At 63.6% G+C, this 15,862-nt stretch carries 14 protein-coding genes; 10 read left to right on the top strand and 4 right to left on the bottom strand.

All coding sequences use genetic code 11. The annotated features are described in order from the left end of the window. The first annotated feature begins 18 nt into the window (after nucleotides 1–18). From lysX to NKF26_RS02155, 9 genes are all read left to right on the top strand, one after another. Complete coding sequence (gene lysX / locus NKF26_RS02195) at nucleotides 19–879, top strand: lysine biosynthesis protein LysX (protein ID WP_253225092.1); 861 nt, start codon at nucleotides 19–21, stop codon at nucleotides 877–879. Next, the gene (argC, locus tag NKF26_RS02190; protein ID WP_253225091.1) at nucleotides 879–1,955 is read left to right on the top strand and encodes an N-acetyl-gamma-glutamyl-phosphate reductase; all 1,077 of its coding nucleotides are present in this window, start codon (nucleotides 879–881) and stop codon (nucleotides 1,953–1,955) included. Before lysX ends, argC begins: the two co-directional genes overlap by 1 nt. After that, nucleotides 1,952–2,893: an acetylglutamate/acetylaminoadipate kinase gene (locus NKF26_RS02185; RefSeq protein WP_253225090.1), complete on the top strand. Its 942-nt coding sequence runs from the start codon at nucleotides 1,952–1,954 to the stop codon at nucleotides 2,891–2,893. The genes argC and NKF26_RS02185 overlap by 4 nt, the downstream gene beginning before the upstream one ends. After that, the gene (locus tag NKF26_RS02180) at nucleotides 2,890–4,023 is read left to right on the top strand and encodes an aspartate aminotransferase family protein (RefSeq protein WP_253225089.1); all 1,134 of its coding nucleotides are present in this window, start codon (nucleotides 2,890–2,892) and stop codon (nucleotides 4,021–4,023) included. The genes NKF26_RS02185 and NKF26_RS02180 overlap by 4 nt, the downstream gene beginning before the upstream one ends. Nucleotides 4,024–4,031: 8 nt before the next feature. Continuing rightward, nucleotides 4,032–5,075, top strand: a complete 1,044-nt coding sequence (locus NKF26_RS02175; RefSeq protein ID WP_253225088.1) for a [LysW]-lysine hydrolase — start codon at nucleotides 4,032–4,034, stop codon at nucleotides 5,073–5,075. Then, nucleotides 5,072–5,965: an ornithine carbamoyltransferase gene (gene argF, locus NKF26_RS02170; protein ID WP_253225087.1), complete on the top strand. Its 894-nt coding sequence runs from the start codon at nucleotides 5,072–5,074 to the stop codon at nucleotides 5,963–5,965. The genes NKF26_RS02175 and argF overlap by 4 nt, the downstream gene beginning before the upstream one ends. 62 nt (nucleotides 5,966–6,027) lie before the next feature. Then, nucleotides 6,028–7,011, top strand: a complete 984-nt coding sequence (locus NKF26_RS02165; RefSeq protein ID WP_253225086.1) for a CapA family protein — start codon at nucleotides 6,028–6,030, stop codon at nucleotides 7,009–7,011. 89 nt (nucleotides 7,012–7,100) lie between these two features. Further along, nucleotides 7,101–8,360, top strand: a complete 1,260-nt coding sequence (gene thrC, locus NKF26_RS02160) for a threonine synthase (RefSeq protein ID WP_253225085.1) — start codon at nucleotides 7,101–7,103, stop codon at nucleotides 8,358–8,360. A gap of 228 nt (nucleotides 8,361–8,588) precedes the next feature. Further along, nucleotides 8,589–10,277, top strand: a complete 1,689-nt coding sequence (locus tag NKF26_RS02155; RefSeq protein WP_253233949.1) for a histidine kinase N-terminal 7TM domain-containing protein — start codon at nucleotides 8,589–8,591, stop codon at nucleotides 10,275–10,277. Between the two features lie 81 nt (nucleotides 10,278–10,358). Here the strand turns inward: NKF26_RS02155 and NKF26_RS02150 are convergent, their stop codons facing one another. From NKF26_RS02150 to NKF26_RS02135, 4 genes are all read right to left on the bottom strand, one after another. Continuing rightward, nucleotides 10,359–11,543, bottom strand: a complete 1,185-nt coding sequence (locus tag NKF26_RS02150; protein WP_253225083.1) for an MFS transporter — start codon at nucleotides 11,541–11,543, stop codon at nucleotides 10,359–10,361. 184 nt (nucleotides 11,544–11,727) lie between these two features. Beyond that, entirely contained in the window at nucleotides 11,728–13,311 is a 1,584-nt protein-coding gene (gene serA, locus NKF26_RS02145; RefSeq protein WP_253225082.1) for a phosphoglycerate dehydrogenase, read from the bottom strand. Between the two features lie 125 nt (nucleotides 13,312–13,436). Continuing rightward, nucleotides 13,437–13,955 carry a hypothetical protein gene (locus NKF26_RS02140; protein WP_253225081.1) on the bottom strand — a complete coding sequence of 173 codons (519 nt, stop codon included), beginning with the start codon at nucleotides 13,953–13,955 and terminating at the stop codon, nucleotides 13,437–13,439. Next, nucleotides 13,955–14,929 (bottom strand): prohibitin family protein, encoded by a 975-nt coding sequence (locus NKF26_RS02135; RefSeq protein WP_253233948.1) that lies wholly within the window; start codon nucleotides 14,927–14,929, stop codon nucleotides 13,955–13,957. Before NKF26_RS02135 ends, NKF26_RS02140 begins: the two co-directional genes overlap by 1 nt. 225 nt (nucleotides 14,930–15,154) lie before the next feature. On the opposite strand from NKF26_RS02135, the gene serB reads away from it, so the two are divergent. Beyond that, nucleotides 15,155–15,790 (top strand): phosphoserine phosphatase SerB, encoded by a 636-nt coding sequence (serB, locus tag NKF26_RS02130; RefSeq protein ID WP_253225079.1) that lies wholly within the window; start codon nucleotides 15,155–15,157, stop codon nucleotides 15,788–15,790. Nucleotides 15,791–15,862: the final 72 nt, after the last annotated feature.

The raw sequence follows: 15,862 nt of genomic DNA, 5'->3' as shown, positions 1-15,862 counted from the left end.
CCACCAAGGGTGGTTCGCATGAATGTAGGCATCCTCTACTCCAGGATTCGCCGCGACGAAAAGCTCCTCCTCGCGGAGCTCCGCGAGCGCGGACACGAGGTGACGAAGATCGACGTGCGCAAGCAGACGTTCGATCTGACCGAGCCACCTGAGGCCTTCGAGGGGCTCGACCTCGTCGTGGACCGCTGTCTGGCGACGAGTCGGAGCCTCTACGCCACGCAATTCTGCGAGGCGTACGGGGTTCCTGTCGTCAACAGCCACGAAACCGCGGAGGTGTGTTCGGACAAGGCGAAGAACAGCCTCGCGCTCGCGGGCGCGGGCGTCCCGACGCCCGAGACGAAAGTCGCCTTCACGACCGACAGCGCGATGGAGGCCATCGAAAGCTTCGGCTACCCGTGCGTCCTCAAACCCGTCGTCGGGTCGTGGGGTCGCCTGATGGCGAAAATCGACTCGCGCAGTGCGGCGGAGGCGATTCTGGAGCACAAGGCCACGCTCGGCCACTACGAGCACAAGGTGTTCTACGTGCAGGAGTTCGTGGACAAGCCGGAGCGCGACATCCGCGTCGTCGCACTGGACGGGAAGCCGGTCGCCGCGATGGTCCGCCATTCGGATCACTGGCTCACGAACGCCGCGAAGGGCGCGAAGACGGAAGAATTCGAACTCGACGCGGAAGCGAAGTCGCTGGTTGAGAAAGCAAGCGACGCCGTCGGCGGCGGTCTCCTCGGCGTCGATCTGATGGAGACCGAGTCGGGCTACACCGTCCACGAGGTCAACCACACCGTCGAGTTCAAAGCGTTGAACGAGGCGGTCGAGACGGATGTCCCCGCCGCGGTCGTCGATTGGCTCGAAACGAAGGTTCCCGCGGAGGTGGTGGCCTGATGGCTACTGCGGCCGATTCGGAGACGGACACGAGCGCCGAGGCGCTCTCGGCGACCGTCATCGGAGCCAGCGGGTTCACCGGCGGAGAACTGCTCCGCCTGCTCGCCGGACATCCGAACTTCGAGCTCGCACAGGCGACCAGCAGGGAGTACACGAACAAGACGCTCGGGTCGGTTCACCCGAATTTACGTGGGTCCGACCTGCGCTTTTCGGAACCGAGCGACCTCGAGTCGGTGGACGTGCTGTTCGCCGCGACGCCCCACGGCGTCTCGATGGAGCACATCGATTCGTTCCGCGACGCCGCGGACACCGTTGTGGATCTGAGCGCGGACTTCCGCCTCGACACGGAAGGGGAGTACGACGAGTGGTACGACGGCCACTCCTGTCCCGAATATCTGGACGAGGCAGTGTACGCCCTTCCCGAACTGACACGCGAGGAACTGCCCGGCGCGGACCTCATCGCCGCGGGTGGCTGTAACGCCACCGCGACGCTGCTCGGCCTGTCGCCGCTGTTCGACGCGGGAATCCTCTTCGGAAGCGAGCAGGTCGTCGTGGATGTAAAAGTCGGCTCGTCGGAGGGCGGCGCGACGCCGAGCAAGGCGAGCAGCCACGTCGAGCGCTCGGGCATCGTCCGTCCCTACGCGCCGACGGGCCACCGCCACGAGGCCGAAATCGAGGGAATTCTGGGAACGAACGTGTCGTTCACCGCACACGCCGTGGACATGGTTCGCGGAGCCTCCGCGACCTGCCACGTGTTCCCCGATTCGCCCGTTTCGAAGGGAGACCTCTGGAAAGCGTATCGAGAGGCCTACGAGGACGAACCGTTCGTCCGCCTCGTCGCGGGCGGCGGCGGCGTCTATCGCTACCCGGAACCCAAGGCGGTCGCCGGGACGAACTACGCAGAGGTCGGGTTCGAACTCGACCCGACCAATAAACGCATCGTCGTCTTCAGCGCCATCGACAACCTGATGAAGGGGTCGGCGGGACAGGCGGTCCACGCCGCAAACGTCGCGCTGGGATTCGAGGAAACAGCCGGATTGGAATTCGAGGGACTACATCCCGTGGGAAGCCCATGACTGACGAATACAGCCGTGATGAACTGCTGGCCGCACACGACCAACTCATCGACAACGACAACGACGACGGACTCGTCACTGACGGCGGCGTGATCGAGGACGACGCTTCCCCCGTCGTCGTCAAAATCGGCGGTGCACGGGCGGTGAACCCCGACGGCGCACTGAGCGACGTCGCACACCTGACCGCCAACGGGCAGGACGTGGTGGTCGTTCACGGCGGTTCGACCGCCGTGGACGACACCCTCGAACAGTTAGGAGAGGAACCCGAGTACGTCGAATCGACCAGCGGCGTCATGGGACGGTTCACCGACGAGAAAGCGATGGAAGTGTTCGAGATGGTGATGCCCGGCAAACTCAACACCGAACTGACGGCGAGTTTGCAGGGTGAGGGCGTCCGCGCAGTCGGCCTGTCCGGCGTGGACGGCGCGCTCCTCACCGGCGCACGCAAATCCGCGGTGAGAGTGGTCGAGGACGGCAAGCGCAAGATTCGCCGCGGCGACCACTCCGGCAAAATCGAGTCCGTGAACACGGACCTGCTGGAAACGCTTTTGAATAGTGGCTACACGCCGGTCGTGACGGTTCCGATGCTGGCCGACGACGGAACGCCGGTCAACGCGGACGCCGACCGTGCGGCGGCGGCGGTCGCCGCCGCACTCGGCGGCGAACTCGTCGTCCTGACGGACGTGCCGGGACTGCTGGCCGACCCGGATGACGAGACGACGCTCATCGAAAAGGTGTCCACGCCGACCGAGTTGGAGGAGGCGAAATCCGCTGCGGAAGGGTTCATGACGAAGAAAGTCATGGCCGCCACGGAGGCGCTAGAAGGCGGTGCCGAATCCGTCGTCGTCGCGGACGCGAACAACCACGACCCGATCACGGCGGCGCGGAACGGCCACGGTACGCGGTTTACGCCTGCCGCACTGGAGGTATCGCCATGAGCGGGTTCGTCTACAACGAGAAACCGATCCAAATCGCGAGCGGCAAGGGACCGTATCTCTACACGGAGGACGGAACCGAATACCTCGACTTCGGCGCGAGTTACGCGGTTTCCCCCGTCGGCCACTGCCACCCGGAAGTGGTTTCCGCGGTGCAGGAACAGGCCGCCGAGTTGCTGTTCGTTCACGCATCGTATCCTAACGAGAGCCGCGACGAACTGTACGAGAAACTGGCGACGCTCGCCCCAGACGGCCTCGACAACGTCTGGCTCAACAACTCCGGAACCGAGGCGAACGAGGCGGCGCTGAAGTTCGCCCGGAGCGCGACCGGCAACTCGAAACTCGTCGCCGCGAAGCGCGGCTTCCACGGCCGCACGATGGGGTCGCTGTCGGTGACGTGGAAGAAGAAGTTCCGCGCGCCGTACGAACCGCTCGTGGACGAGGTGGAGTTCGTCACCTACGGCGACGAGGAGGAACTGGCCGACGTCGTGGACGACGAGACGGCCGCCGTCATCCTCGAACCCGTACAGGGCGAGGGCGGCGTCAACCCCGCCACGCAGACGTACCTGCAAACGGCCCGCGACCTGACGGCCGACGCCGGTGCCGCGTTGATATTCGACGAGGTGCAGACCGGACTCGGACGGACGGGGGCCTTCTGGGCCTGCGAACACGCTGGCGTCTCCCCGGACGTGCTCACGACGGCGAAAGGGTTGGCGAGCGGCCTCCCCATCGGCGCGACGCTGTGCGCCGACTGGATAGCCGACGGTGCCGGGTCGCATGGCTCGACCTTCAGCGGAAGCCCCGTCGTCAGCGCGGCGGCGAACGCCACCCTCTCGGTGCTCGTGGACGAGAACCTGCCGGAGCACGCCGCCGAGATGGGCGAATATCTCCGGCACGAACTCGAAGCGGCCGACCTGCCCGTGCGCGACGTTCGCGGACACGGCCTGTTGGTCGGCATCGAGGTGAAGCGCGGCGCGAATCGTCTCCTCAAGGAACTCGCGCTGTCACACGGGATTCTGGCGCTCCCGGCGGGACGGAGCGTTCTGCGCCTCCTGCCGCCGTTGACGGTGGAAGAAGAGCACATCGACGCCGTCGTCTCTGCGCTGACCGACGTGTTAGGAGGCGACGAATGATGGCAAATATGACCGAGGCGAATTCGGTCTCACCGGCCGCCGCGCGCGACCTGCTGATAGAACTAGTCGGGATTTCGTCGGTGTCGGGGAACGAAGCGGCGTGCGCCGAGCATCTCGCCGACTTCCTCGAATCCGAGGGGCGCGAGGTCTGGATGGACGACGTGGGCAACGTCCGTGCGCCCGGAAACGGGATTCTGCTCACCTCGCACATCGACACGGTTCCCGGCGACGTGCCGGTGAAGCTGGAGGACGGCATCCTCCACGGACGCGGAAGCGTGGACGCGAAAGGCCCGCTGGCCGCGATGGCGGTCGCGGCGGTCGAAACCGGCGCGAGCTTCGTCGGCGTCGTCGGCGAGGAGACCGATTCGCGCGGTGCGCGCCATCTCGTGGAGGACGCGGACGAGCCAGAATTCGTCATCAACGGCGAACCCAGCGGCTGGGACGCCGTGACGCTCGGCTACCGCGGGTTCCTCTCGGGAACGTACTCGGCCACGGTGGAATCGGTCCACACCTCACGGCCGGAGCCGAACGCGATTCAGTACGCGACGAAGTGGCTCTCGGGGGTCGAATCCGAATTCGACTCCGACGAGGAAGGTTCGACGGTGGAGTCGGTGACCGTGAAACCCGTCTCGTTCGACGGCGGACTCACGTCCGACGGCCTCGCGACGGAAGCGACCGTCGAGATCAAGTTCCGGATTCCGTCCGGGATGACGGCCGACGGGATTCGGTCGGTCGCCGAAGACCACCTCGACGTCGGGGCGGTGTCGTGGAACGAACCGATTCCGCCGACGCTTTCCAGTCCGCGGACGGAACTGGGACGTGCGTTCCGCGTCGCCATCCGGAACGAGGGCGGCGACCCGAGTTTGCTCCGGAAGACGGGAACGAGCGACGCGAACCTCTACGCCGAGGCGTGGGACTGTCCGGTCGTCACCTACGGACCGGGCGATTCGTCGCTCGACCACACGCCCGAAGAACACATCGAACTCGCCGATTTCGACCGCTCGATTGCGGTGTTAGAAGACATCTGCGGGAACCTGGAGGTGGCAGCATGACGCGTCACTTCCTCGATGTGGACGACATCTCGCCAGACGAGTTGGCGGAGGTGTTGGCGCTCGCGTCGGAGTACAAGGAAAACGGCTCGCCACCCGAACTCTCGGGACAGACGCTCGCCATGCTGTTCGAGAAGCCCAGCACGCGCACCCGCATCTCGTTCGAGACGGGCATGACGCACTTGGGCGGCCACGGCATCTTCCTCGGCCCGAACGACACGCAACTGAATCGGGGCGAACCCGTCTCCGATACGGGACGGGTGCTTTCGCGCTACGTGGACTTCGTCATGGGCCGCGTGTTCGAACACGAGAGCCTGGTCGGAATGGCCGAGCACGCAACGATTCCCATCGTCAACGGGCTCTCGGACGTCGCTCACCCGTGTCAGGCGCTCGCAGACTTGCAGACGATTCAGGAGCACTTCGGCGGCTTCGACGACCTCACGGTCGCCTGGGTCGGCGACGGAAACAACGTCCTCAACTCCTTCGCCATCGCGGCGGCGACGGTCGGGATGGACCTGACGGTCGCCACCCCGGAGGGGTACGAACCCTCGGAGGCCGCCCTCTCGACGGCGGCGAACCGCGGGCCGAAACCGAGCCTGACGAACGATCCGGACGCGGCCGTCGCTGATGCCGACGTGGTGTACACCGACGTGTGGGTCAGCATGGGCGAGGAGGACGAACGCGAGTCGAAACTGGCCGCGTTCGACGGCTTCCAACTCAACGAGGAGTTGCTCCCCGACTCGATGCCGGTCATGCACTGTCTGCCCGCCCATCGCGGCGAGGAAATCACGGGCGACGTGCTCGAAAGCGACCGCTCGCTGTCGTGGGATCAAGCCGAGAACCGGTTGCACGCACAGAAAGCGCTCTTGGCGTTCCTCGCGGACGCGAACTGATCGTTCATCGAGCGGGTAGCCTTTTCCCCGCGTCCCACCAACTATAGTGGGGGAACTGGGATATGACGAGACTCGGATTTGCGGGGGATGTAATGCTCGGACGGCTGATAGACGAACGACAGAGAGAGCGAAGCGTCTCCGGAATCTGGGGAAACATGGAGGACACCCTGCGCGAACTCGACGGCTTTTTCATCAACCTCGAATGCTGTCTCTCGGCACGGGGGACGCCGTGGACGGACACGTATCGGCCGTTTCACTTCCGAGCCGACCCCGACTGGGCGGTTCCGGCACTCGAATCGGTCGGCGTCGACTGGGTGAACCTGGCGAACAACCACATTCTGGATTACGGGCCGGACGCGCTCGCCGACACGATAGGATATCTGGACGACGCCGGAATCGCCCACTCGGGCGCGGGTGAAACCCTGGAAGCGGCGTGCGCTCCCGCGTTCGCCACCGTGGACGGGTTGGACATCGCGTTCGTCTCGTTCACCGACAACACGTCGGAGTTCGCGGCGGGACCCGACGAACCCGGAACGGCGTACGTGGATTTCGACGTTACCCACCCGCAGGCGGTTCGACTCGTCGGCAACTCGCTCGGGCGTGCACGGGATGCGGACCCTGATCTGCTCGTGGTGTCGCTCCACTGGGGACCGAACATGCGAACCGAACCGACAGTCGAGTTCCGGGAGTTCGCCCGATGGTTGGCCGAAGAGGGCGTTGACGTCGTTCACGGCCACAGCGCACACGTCTTTCAGGGCGTCGAAGTCGTGGACGAGACGCTCGTCTGCTACGACACGGGCGATTTCGTGGACGATTACGCGACCGACTCGGAACAGCACAACGACCGGAGCTTCCTCTTCGAGGTCGGTGTGGCGGACAGTGAACTGTCCGACCTCCGCCTGCGTCCCACCGAGATATACGATTTGGCGGTGCACGAGGCCGAACATTACGCGGGAACGTGGAGCGTCCAGCAGATGGACGCGCTCTCATCCGCCTTCGGGACCGAATTCCAGCGCGAGGACGACGACCTCCTCCTCCCGCTGTAGCCCGATTTTACGGGATTCGAATCGGAGACGAGACGCCATCGTTGCCACCGTCCGCGCCTTTTTGAACCCGGAACCCATCGGGTCCGGCAATGAACCTAACGCTCTCGAACCCGACGGCATCGGCCCCCGACAGTGCGGACGACGGCGTCTGGCTCGCCTGTATCGACTGCGAGTGGACCGGCGCGCCGTTCGACGAGATTCGCTATCGCTGTCCGGACTGCGACGGATTGCTCGAAGTTCGCTACGCCGACCACCCGACGTTCGATGATTTCGAGGGACACGGCGTTTGGCGCTACGCCGACGCCCTGCCCGTCGAATCGGGTGTCAGCATCGAGGAGGGCAACACCCCGCTGTACGAGGTTCCGACCATCGAGGACGAGACCGGCGTCAACGCGCTTCGAGTCAAACACGAGGGGATGAACCCGACCGGGAGTTTCAAGGACCGCGGCATGACCCTCGGCGTGAAAGTCGCCGAGAAACTCGGCGTCTCCCGACTCGCCTGTGCGAGCACCGGGAACACCAGCGCCGCGCTTGCCTGCTACGGCGCACGTGCCGGAACCGAGGTACTGGTGCTCCTTCCCGCCGGAAAAGTGGCCGCCGGGAAAGTCGCACAGGCCAGCCTCCACGGCGCACGAATCCTCGAAGTGGACGGCAACTTCGACGACTGTCTGGACATCGTCTCCGAACTCGCGAATCGCGGCGAGGCGTACCTGCTCAACTCGCTCAACCCGTTCCGACTGGAGGGCCAGAAGACCATCGGACTGGAGATCATCGAGCAGTTCCGCGACCAGACGGGCGACCTCCCCGACAGAATCGTCCTCCCCGTCGGCAACGCCGGAAACACCAGCGCGCTGTTCAAGGCGTTCCGCGAACTCGTCGCCGCCGGGGAACTCACGCCCGATGAGGTGCCCGTGCTGACCGGCGTACAGGCCGAGGGTGCGGCCCCGATGGTCGAAGCCGTCGAGAACGACGCCGACGAAATCCGCCGCTGGGACGAAGTCGAAACCATCGCAACCGCCATCCGAATCGGCAACCCGGTCAACTCCCCGAAGGCGCTTCCCGCGATTCGGGAAACCGGCGGCACCGCCATCGCCGTCACCGACGAGGAGATAACCGACGCCCAGCGCGCGCTGGCACGGGACGGTATCGGCGTCGAACCCGCCAGCGCCGCGAGCGTTGCAGGACTACGAAAACTCCGCGAAGAGGGAGCAGTTTCGGCGGACGAGAACGTGGTCTGTCTGACGACCGGCCATCTCCTGAAAGACCCCGACGCGGCCGCCGCGGCGGGTGTCGAACCGGAGTCGGTCCCGGCGGACACGGACGACGTGTTGGACCTGCTTCACCGGTAGTCTCGGTTTCACAGGTCGCTGTCTTCCGTGCCGTCCGACCCTGCCGATCGAAAGCACGCGAACGATCTCTCGTTTTTCGATTCCATCCCTGAACTATCCGTTTCGAATGATGAAACTATTCGCCGTCCCGGTTTAGAATGCTTGTATCCCGATAATTTGTCCCCAAATATGACCGTGCGATGATTTATCATCCAGAATACGAAAGATGAACAGCAAAGAAATAGTGAAATGCAAGTCACACCCTCTGTCGTCCTCTCGACATTATCGACAGTCGTCATCCTCGGCGTCGCCGTGTTCACGTGGCGGTATCGGTTTCGACCGGGTGCGATACCGCTGTTCGCGTTCACGATAGCCGCGGCTGTCTGGACGGGAGGAAACGCGCTTCAGGACGCGAGTACGACGCTGACGGGGAAATTGTTCTGGGTCAACGTCCAGTACTTCGGGATCGTCGTCATTCCGATCTCGTGGTTCGCCTTCGCATGTGAATACACGGGCCACGACGAGTGGCTAACGCGGCGCTCGCTCTCGATACCCGTTCTGTACGCGAGTGTCACCCTGGTACTCGTCTGGACCAATCCCGTTCATCACCTCGTTCGAGCGTCGAGCAAACTCGTTTTTACCGGTGGCGTCCTTCGATTGGATCGAACGTTCGGCCCGTGGTTCTGGTTGAGCGTCGTCTACTCGAATGTCGTAGACGGTCTGGGAACGCTGTTGCTCCTCCGGGGGCTGATACGGGGGCGTCGCTTCTTCTACGAGCAAGCGATCGTACTGATCGTTGGGACGATGGTGCCGTGGTCGGCGACCGTACTGTCCTACAACGGCCTGTTGGACATCGACCCGGAGGTGTTTTTCGCCGTCACCGCCATCGCGTTTGCCTACGCGATTTGGCACCACGGACTGTTCGATCTCGTCCCGGTCGGACGCTCGACGGTCGTCGAGGAAATCGCGGACGGGGTCGTGGTCATGGACGACACCGACCGTGTCGTGGACACGAATCCCGCGGCAACCCGACTGCTCGGCGTTTCAAGCGCCGACATCGGACGACGATTCGGCGACGTCTGTGCGGCGTTTCCAAAACTGGTCGACAGCTACCACGCACGGCGAGACCCGGAGGAACCGATCGTCGGAGACGTCGGTAGCGAACGTCGATACCTCGACATACATTCCTCGGAGTTGTCCGATTCAGGGACGAAACTTTCGGGAACGGTGCTCATCGTTCGGGACGTAACCGAGTTCGAACGGCAAAATCGGGACGTAGAGCGGCAAAACGAACGGCTGGAACGGGTCGGCCACACCATCGCTCACGACCTTCGAAACCCGCTCAACATCGCCAAGGGGTATCTCGACCTCGAACGGTCGAACGGGGACGGCGAATACTTCGACAACGTCGAACGCGCTCACGACCGGATGGAGGAGATAATCGACGACGTCCTTTCGATGGCTCGCCACGATCAGCCCGAACGATTCGAAACCCTCGACCTCGCACGAATCGCCGAGCGAGCGTGGGAGAACGTCGAGACGAAGTCCGCCATAGTCTCCATCGAGGTCGGTACCGTCTTCGTTCGAGCGAACGAGGGGCAACTGTCGAGCGTGTTCGAAAACCTGTTTCGAAACGCCATCGAACACGCCGGTCCGACGGCGGCTATCGAAGTCGGATGGATCGAAAACGGAAGAACGAGCGGCACGCTCTACGTCGAAGACGACGGGGACGGTATCCCACCAACCGAACGAACTCGCGTCTTCGAACACGGTTATTCGACCCGAGCGGACGGGACGGGTGCGGGGCTCTCGATCATCGCCGACATCGCTGAACGACACGGCTGGGAGGTGAGTGCGACGGCTGGTGACCAGCACGGCGCACGATTTCAGATCAGCGGCGTGCAGGTCGCAACGCCGAAGCAAGAACTCGATCGATAAAATCGATCTCGGGTCTACCACCGAAGTGCGCAGAAGCAGTGCGTCCCGTGGATTCGATCCGGAGACGATACGGTTGGGCGTTCAGGGCGATTTCGACCAGCGAGCCAACCCGAACACGATACTCGCGCTGACGAGAAGACACGCTAACAGTCCGGCAAACGCCGATTCGTACCCCGAGTTCCCCGCGACGTAACCGACGTACGTCGGCCCGAGGCTTCCGAAGCCGATGTAAACCGTCCGCGTCGCACCGAGGTCCCCACCCATGCTCCCGTTCGGAAATACGTCCATTAGGTGTGCCTGCATGGCCGGTGGGTAGGCCATCAATCCCGCCGCGAAGAGCGCCACGCTCCCGGCGACGGCGAGGGTGCTGTTCGCCATCACGAGGGCGGCGATACCGGCCGTCCCCACGAGGAGCGACCCGGCAGCGACGACGGGGCGGGAAATCCTGTCCCCGAGCGACCCCGAAATCGGCTTCACCAACGTTCCGACGATGAACAGCGCCGCGAACGCGCTCCCCGCGAGTTCGGGCGAGAAATCCTTGGCCTCCTGTAGAAACGACGGGAGGAATCCCGCGACGGACTGCCAGACGAACGCGTACAGCGAGTAGGCCACGAGGAGCGCCACGGTTCGACGGTTGGCAAAGCGGCGAGCGGTCGTCGTGATATCCGCCACGACCACCCGTCCAGCACCCTCGTCGATGGTCGGTCGGGTGTACGACTCCCGACTCCAGCGGTGGAGGAGGACGAGGGCCAGTACCGCCACCAACACGACGGGGACGAACGCGACCCGCCACGTTGCGACGGCGAGAACGGCCACCGCCAATCCCGCCGCGACGACGCCCCCCGAGTCGCCCGACGCGCCGTGAAGCCCGAACGCCTGCCCTCGGCGGGAGACGAACAGGTCGGAGATGAGCGCCCGTGCCGGTGTCGGATACAGTCCGGCACCGACGCCAGCGACGGCCATGCCGACCAGAAAGACCGCGTAGGTCGGCGCGCCAGCGACGACCGTGAACCCGACGGAGAGGAGCGCGAGTCCGGAGACGAGCAGGGTCTTCCGCGAGAAGCGGTCGGAGAGCCGACCGCTCGGATACTGGCCGAGTGCGTACAGCGCCCAGAGCAGGGAGAGCGCCATGCCAGCCTGTAGTTCCGTGATGTGGAGTTCATCCATCACGGTCGGGAGCATGGGCGAAAGGACGAGCCGACCGGCCTGAATCATCATCCAGCCGACCGAGACGACGAGCAGCAACCGTCCAGAATACCCCGTCACGAGTCGTTCCTCGTGCGAAGTTCGTTCGTCAGATGGGAGAGATTCGACGGAACTCACGGTTCGACGGTGGAATGGGGGCTACTTGAGTCCGGCTTTCTCGGCAGGGTGAACGGTCAGCAGGGTTCCGTTGCGATCACCATACCCGGTTCTGGTCCCGGTTTCGTATAAAAAAGTATCCGAAGATTCAGTTCCCGTTCAGCGCGATGTTCCGCACTTCGATGATGCGCTCGTCGGCTTCGAGCGCCTCCTTCGCCGCCGAGTTAATCTCGCTGTCGAGGTTGTACACCGACAGCGCCTCGCCGCCGTCGGTTTCGCGGGCGTTGAACATGCCCGCGATGTTGATGTCGTGTTCGCCGAGGACGGTACCGACGAACCCGATGACGCCGGGTTTGTCCTGATTGCGGGCGACGAGCATGTGGCCGTGCGGGATGGCGTCCACGCGGTAGCCGTCGATGCGGACGATACGCGGGTCGTCGTCGGCGAAGAGGGTCCCTTCGACCGAGATGTGTTCGTCGTCGCTCTCGACCGTGACCGTGATGAGACTCTGGAAGTCGGCGGCCTGGCGGGTCTTGCTCTCGGTGACTTCGACGCCACGCTCCTCGGCGATCTGCGGGGCGTTGACCGCGTTGACCTGCCATTCGAGCGGTTCGAACACGCCCTTCTGGGCGCTCGCGGTGACGAGGTCCACGGTCTCCTCCGCGATGTCGCCCTCGTAGCCGATCTCGATGCGCTCGATGCGCTCGTCCAGCAGTTGCGTGGCGATCTTGCCCGCCGTCTCCGCGAGTTCGATGTACGGACGGACGCGGGGGAACGCGCTCTCCTCGACGGACGGCGCGTTGAGCGCGTTGATCACGGGTTCCTCACGGAGCGCGGCGAGCACTTGGTCGGCCGTGCTGGTGGCGACGTTCTCCTGTGCCGCCTCCGTGCTCGCGCCGAGGTGCGGCGTGAGGATGACGTCCTCCACGTCGAGTAGCGGGCTGTCCTCGGGGAGTGGCTCCTGAGCGAACACGTCCAGCGCCGCACCCGCGAGGATTCCGTCGTCCACCGCTTCCGCGAGCGCGTCCTCGTCCACGACGCCACCGCGGGCGCAGTTGATGAGGTAGCCGCCCTCGACCTGCGCGAGTTCCTCGGTGCTGATGAGCCCCTCCGTCTCCGGCGTGAGCGGCGTGTGCACCGTCAGGAAGTCGGCACGGGCGAGACAGTCGTCCAGGTCCACCAGTTCCGCGCCGAGTTGTCTGGCGAGGTCCTCGCTGATGTACGGGTCGTACGCGACGAGGTTCATCCCGAGACTGTCGAGCTTCTTGGCGACTTCCTGCCCGACGCGGCCGAGACCGACGATGCCGAGCGTCTTGCCGTTCAGTTCCGTCCCGAGGTAATCTCCCTTCGCCCACTCGCCGTCCTTGAGTCGTGCGTGGGCCTGCGGGATGGAGCGTGCGGCGGCGAACGCCATCGCCACGGAGTGTTCCGCGGCGGCGCGCACGTTACCCTCCGGCGCGTTCGCCACGATGACGCCGTGTTCGGTGGCGGCCTCGATGTCGATGTTGTCCACGCCGATACCTGCGCGTCCGACGATGACGAGGTCGGAAGCGGCCTCGAACACGTCGCGGTTCACGTCCGTCCCGGAGCGGACGATGAGCCCGTTGGCGTCGGAAACAGCGTTCAAAAGTGCGTCGCCCTCTATGTCGTAGGCCGTCTCTACCTCGTAACCGCTTTCTTGAAGTCGATCAAGACCCGCGTCCGCGATCGGGTCCGTAACGAGTACCTTCATTGCTGGAGAGAATACACCCCACACCCGTTAACCCTTTCTCTCACAGCGAAGATTGCCAATTTATTTTCTTATTTTTACTTTTGAAAAAATACTGGTAATTTGGACCGTAATCGCTGTCAGGAAGGTTATTCGCTTCGTTCGTGTCCGCTCGATGTGGACCGTTCGGGATCGACACGTTCACACTCCCCGACAGGTTCGGCCGTTTCTCCGTCTTCACTGTTCTCATCGTTCCGGTCAGCCACGAGCCTCGTGGATTCGTCAGCGAAACACTCCCGACAGTAGTCGTTGTAACCGCTTTCGACCAGCGCAACCGGGACGCCATCGACGACGAGTTCCTTCACGAACCGCCGCCGAACGCCGTTCCCTCCGTGGGTGTCACAGACGTCGCACTCCTCGTCACCGAGCGAGAGTCGCTCCGCCACAACGCGGCGGCCGATACCGTACCGACCTCGGTCGTAGGCGCGTTCCGCCCGACTGAGACGATAGGACAGCAGCGCCGCCGGGACGAGAACGACGAGAGAGAGGAGGAGGGCCTTCCAACTCACGAACGACCTGACGACGACGCCGAGGAGCACCGCGAGCGAGGCGAATCCGACCGCGACGAGGACCCACTTCGCCAATCGGGTCGTGGCGTCGTCCGTCATCAGGCCGACGCGTTCGTCGAGTTGTTGGTCGTTCCCGACGGCGAATCGTCGTTCGACCCGCCGATGTTCCGCACGAACTGCGGGTAGCCACCGTCGCCGACCGGGATGTACACCGTATCGGTGTCGTCCAGTTTGTCGATGTACTGCTGCGTGAGGACTTTCTGGTCGAGCGATTGACTCAGTATCTGGTTCGCTTCCGCCTCACCGTTCGCCTCGATTTTCTTCCGGTCGGCTTCGAGTTTCTCGACTTCGAGTTCGTTCTCCTTCTGCTGGCGGCGCTGTTTCGTGATTTCCTTCTGTTCGACCGCCTGCTCGTACTGTTTGGGCAGGTTGACCTTGCGAATCTGAACCGCTTCGAGGATGAGGCCGTCACGGCTGAAATCCTTCTTCAGTGCGCTCTGTGCGGTCTGTTTCAGCTTCGTCTGGCCTTTTCCGGTGTAGATTTCGGTCACTGGGAGGGCACCCGCCTCGGTTCGGAGGACGGACCGAATGCTCGGGCGGATGAGTCGCTGTTCCGCGGACCCGAGCGTCCGGTAGTTCTTGTAGAACTTCACGGCCTGTCCCACATCCACGCGATACCGGACGGTGATGTCGATGTCCACGCGGAGTCCGTCCTCCGTCAAGACGGTGATGGAGTCGTCGGTATCCGCCTTACTCCCTTCGCCCTGTTGGCTGGACATCGTGTAGGACTGCGGGCGCGTGGAGAGCGACACGGTGTCCTGTGAAACCGGGTTGATGAAGTGGGCACCCGGTTCGAACACCGTTCCCGTCGCCGCACCCCACTTTTTGACGACTTGAACGTTCCCCTCATCAGTGGGCGTCCACGAGAGGAATCCGACCACCGGAGCGGCGATGAGAAGGATGACGAGGACGATGAGGAGGGTGTTGCCGGAGATGCTTCGAAGATCGATATCGGGGATGCTCGGTCCCGAGGAACCGTCAGGGTCTATCGGAATGTCACTATCGGAACTCATTCAGATGTAGCCACATATCTCGACAGACATGTTATAGCTCTTGGTGTTTGCCGCCAGGGACGTGAATCGAAGGGGAAACCGGTGGGTCGTGAAAGAAGTTGGACGACGCGCGTGAACTGCTGTCGCTGGTGAGATTGGGACGGTAAACCGTTCGGTCAGCCGACCGTGGCAATTTCCACGACGACCACACTCCTTTAACAACCAAAAGCGCGAACCACGATTCGAATGAAGCTAGTCGCGTTCGACTTCGACGGAACGCTTTCGGATTCGGAAATGACGGTCCTGCTCGGGAAACAGGTCGGTGCGGCCGACGAGATGGCCGACATCACCGCTCGTGCGATGAACGACGAAATCAGCTACGCGAAAAGTCTCCGCGACCGGGTGTCCCTCCTCGAAGGGTTGTCGCTGGAGAAGTCCGCCGACGCGTTTTCGGAGGTGACGCTCCGACCCGGCGCGGCCGACATCCTCGACGATTTGGCCGACAAGGAAACCCACGTCGCCATCCTCACGGGCGGGTTCGAACGCGGCGTCAAAGTCGCGCTCGACCGCGAGGGCGTGTCGGTGGACACCATCGTCGCCAACCGAGTCGTGGACGACGGCACGAAACTCACGGGAGAGACCGAGGGACCGCTCATCGAGGGGACGAAGGACAAGGCGCTCAGGTCGCTCGCCGAGGAACTGGACGTGGATATGGTGAACACCATCGCTATCGGCGACGGCGCGAACGACCTGCCGATGCTCGAAGTCGCCGGATTGGCCGTCGGCTTCGACCCCAAACCGGCCGTCGCACCCGCCTGCGATACCATCGTCACGCACATGAACGAACTGCACGACGTATTGGTCGATAAGAACGCTATCTGATCGATACCGGAAACGGAGATGTTGCAGTAGAAGTCCCGAGACACGTGATATTCCGTATCTCGCTATCTTTAA

The organism is Haladaptatus sp. AB618, from assembly GCF_024136965.1.
Lineage (GTDB): Archaea > Halobacteriota > Halobacteria > Halobacteriales > Haladaptataceae > Haladaptatus.
Note: the sequence above shows the minus strand (reverse complement) of the source record. Positions and strands in the feature narration are given on the sequence as shown.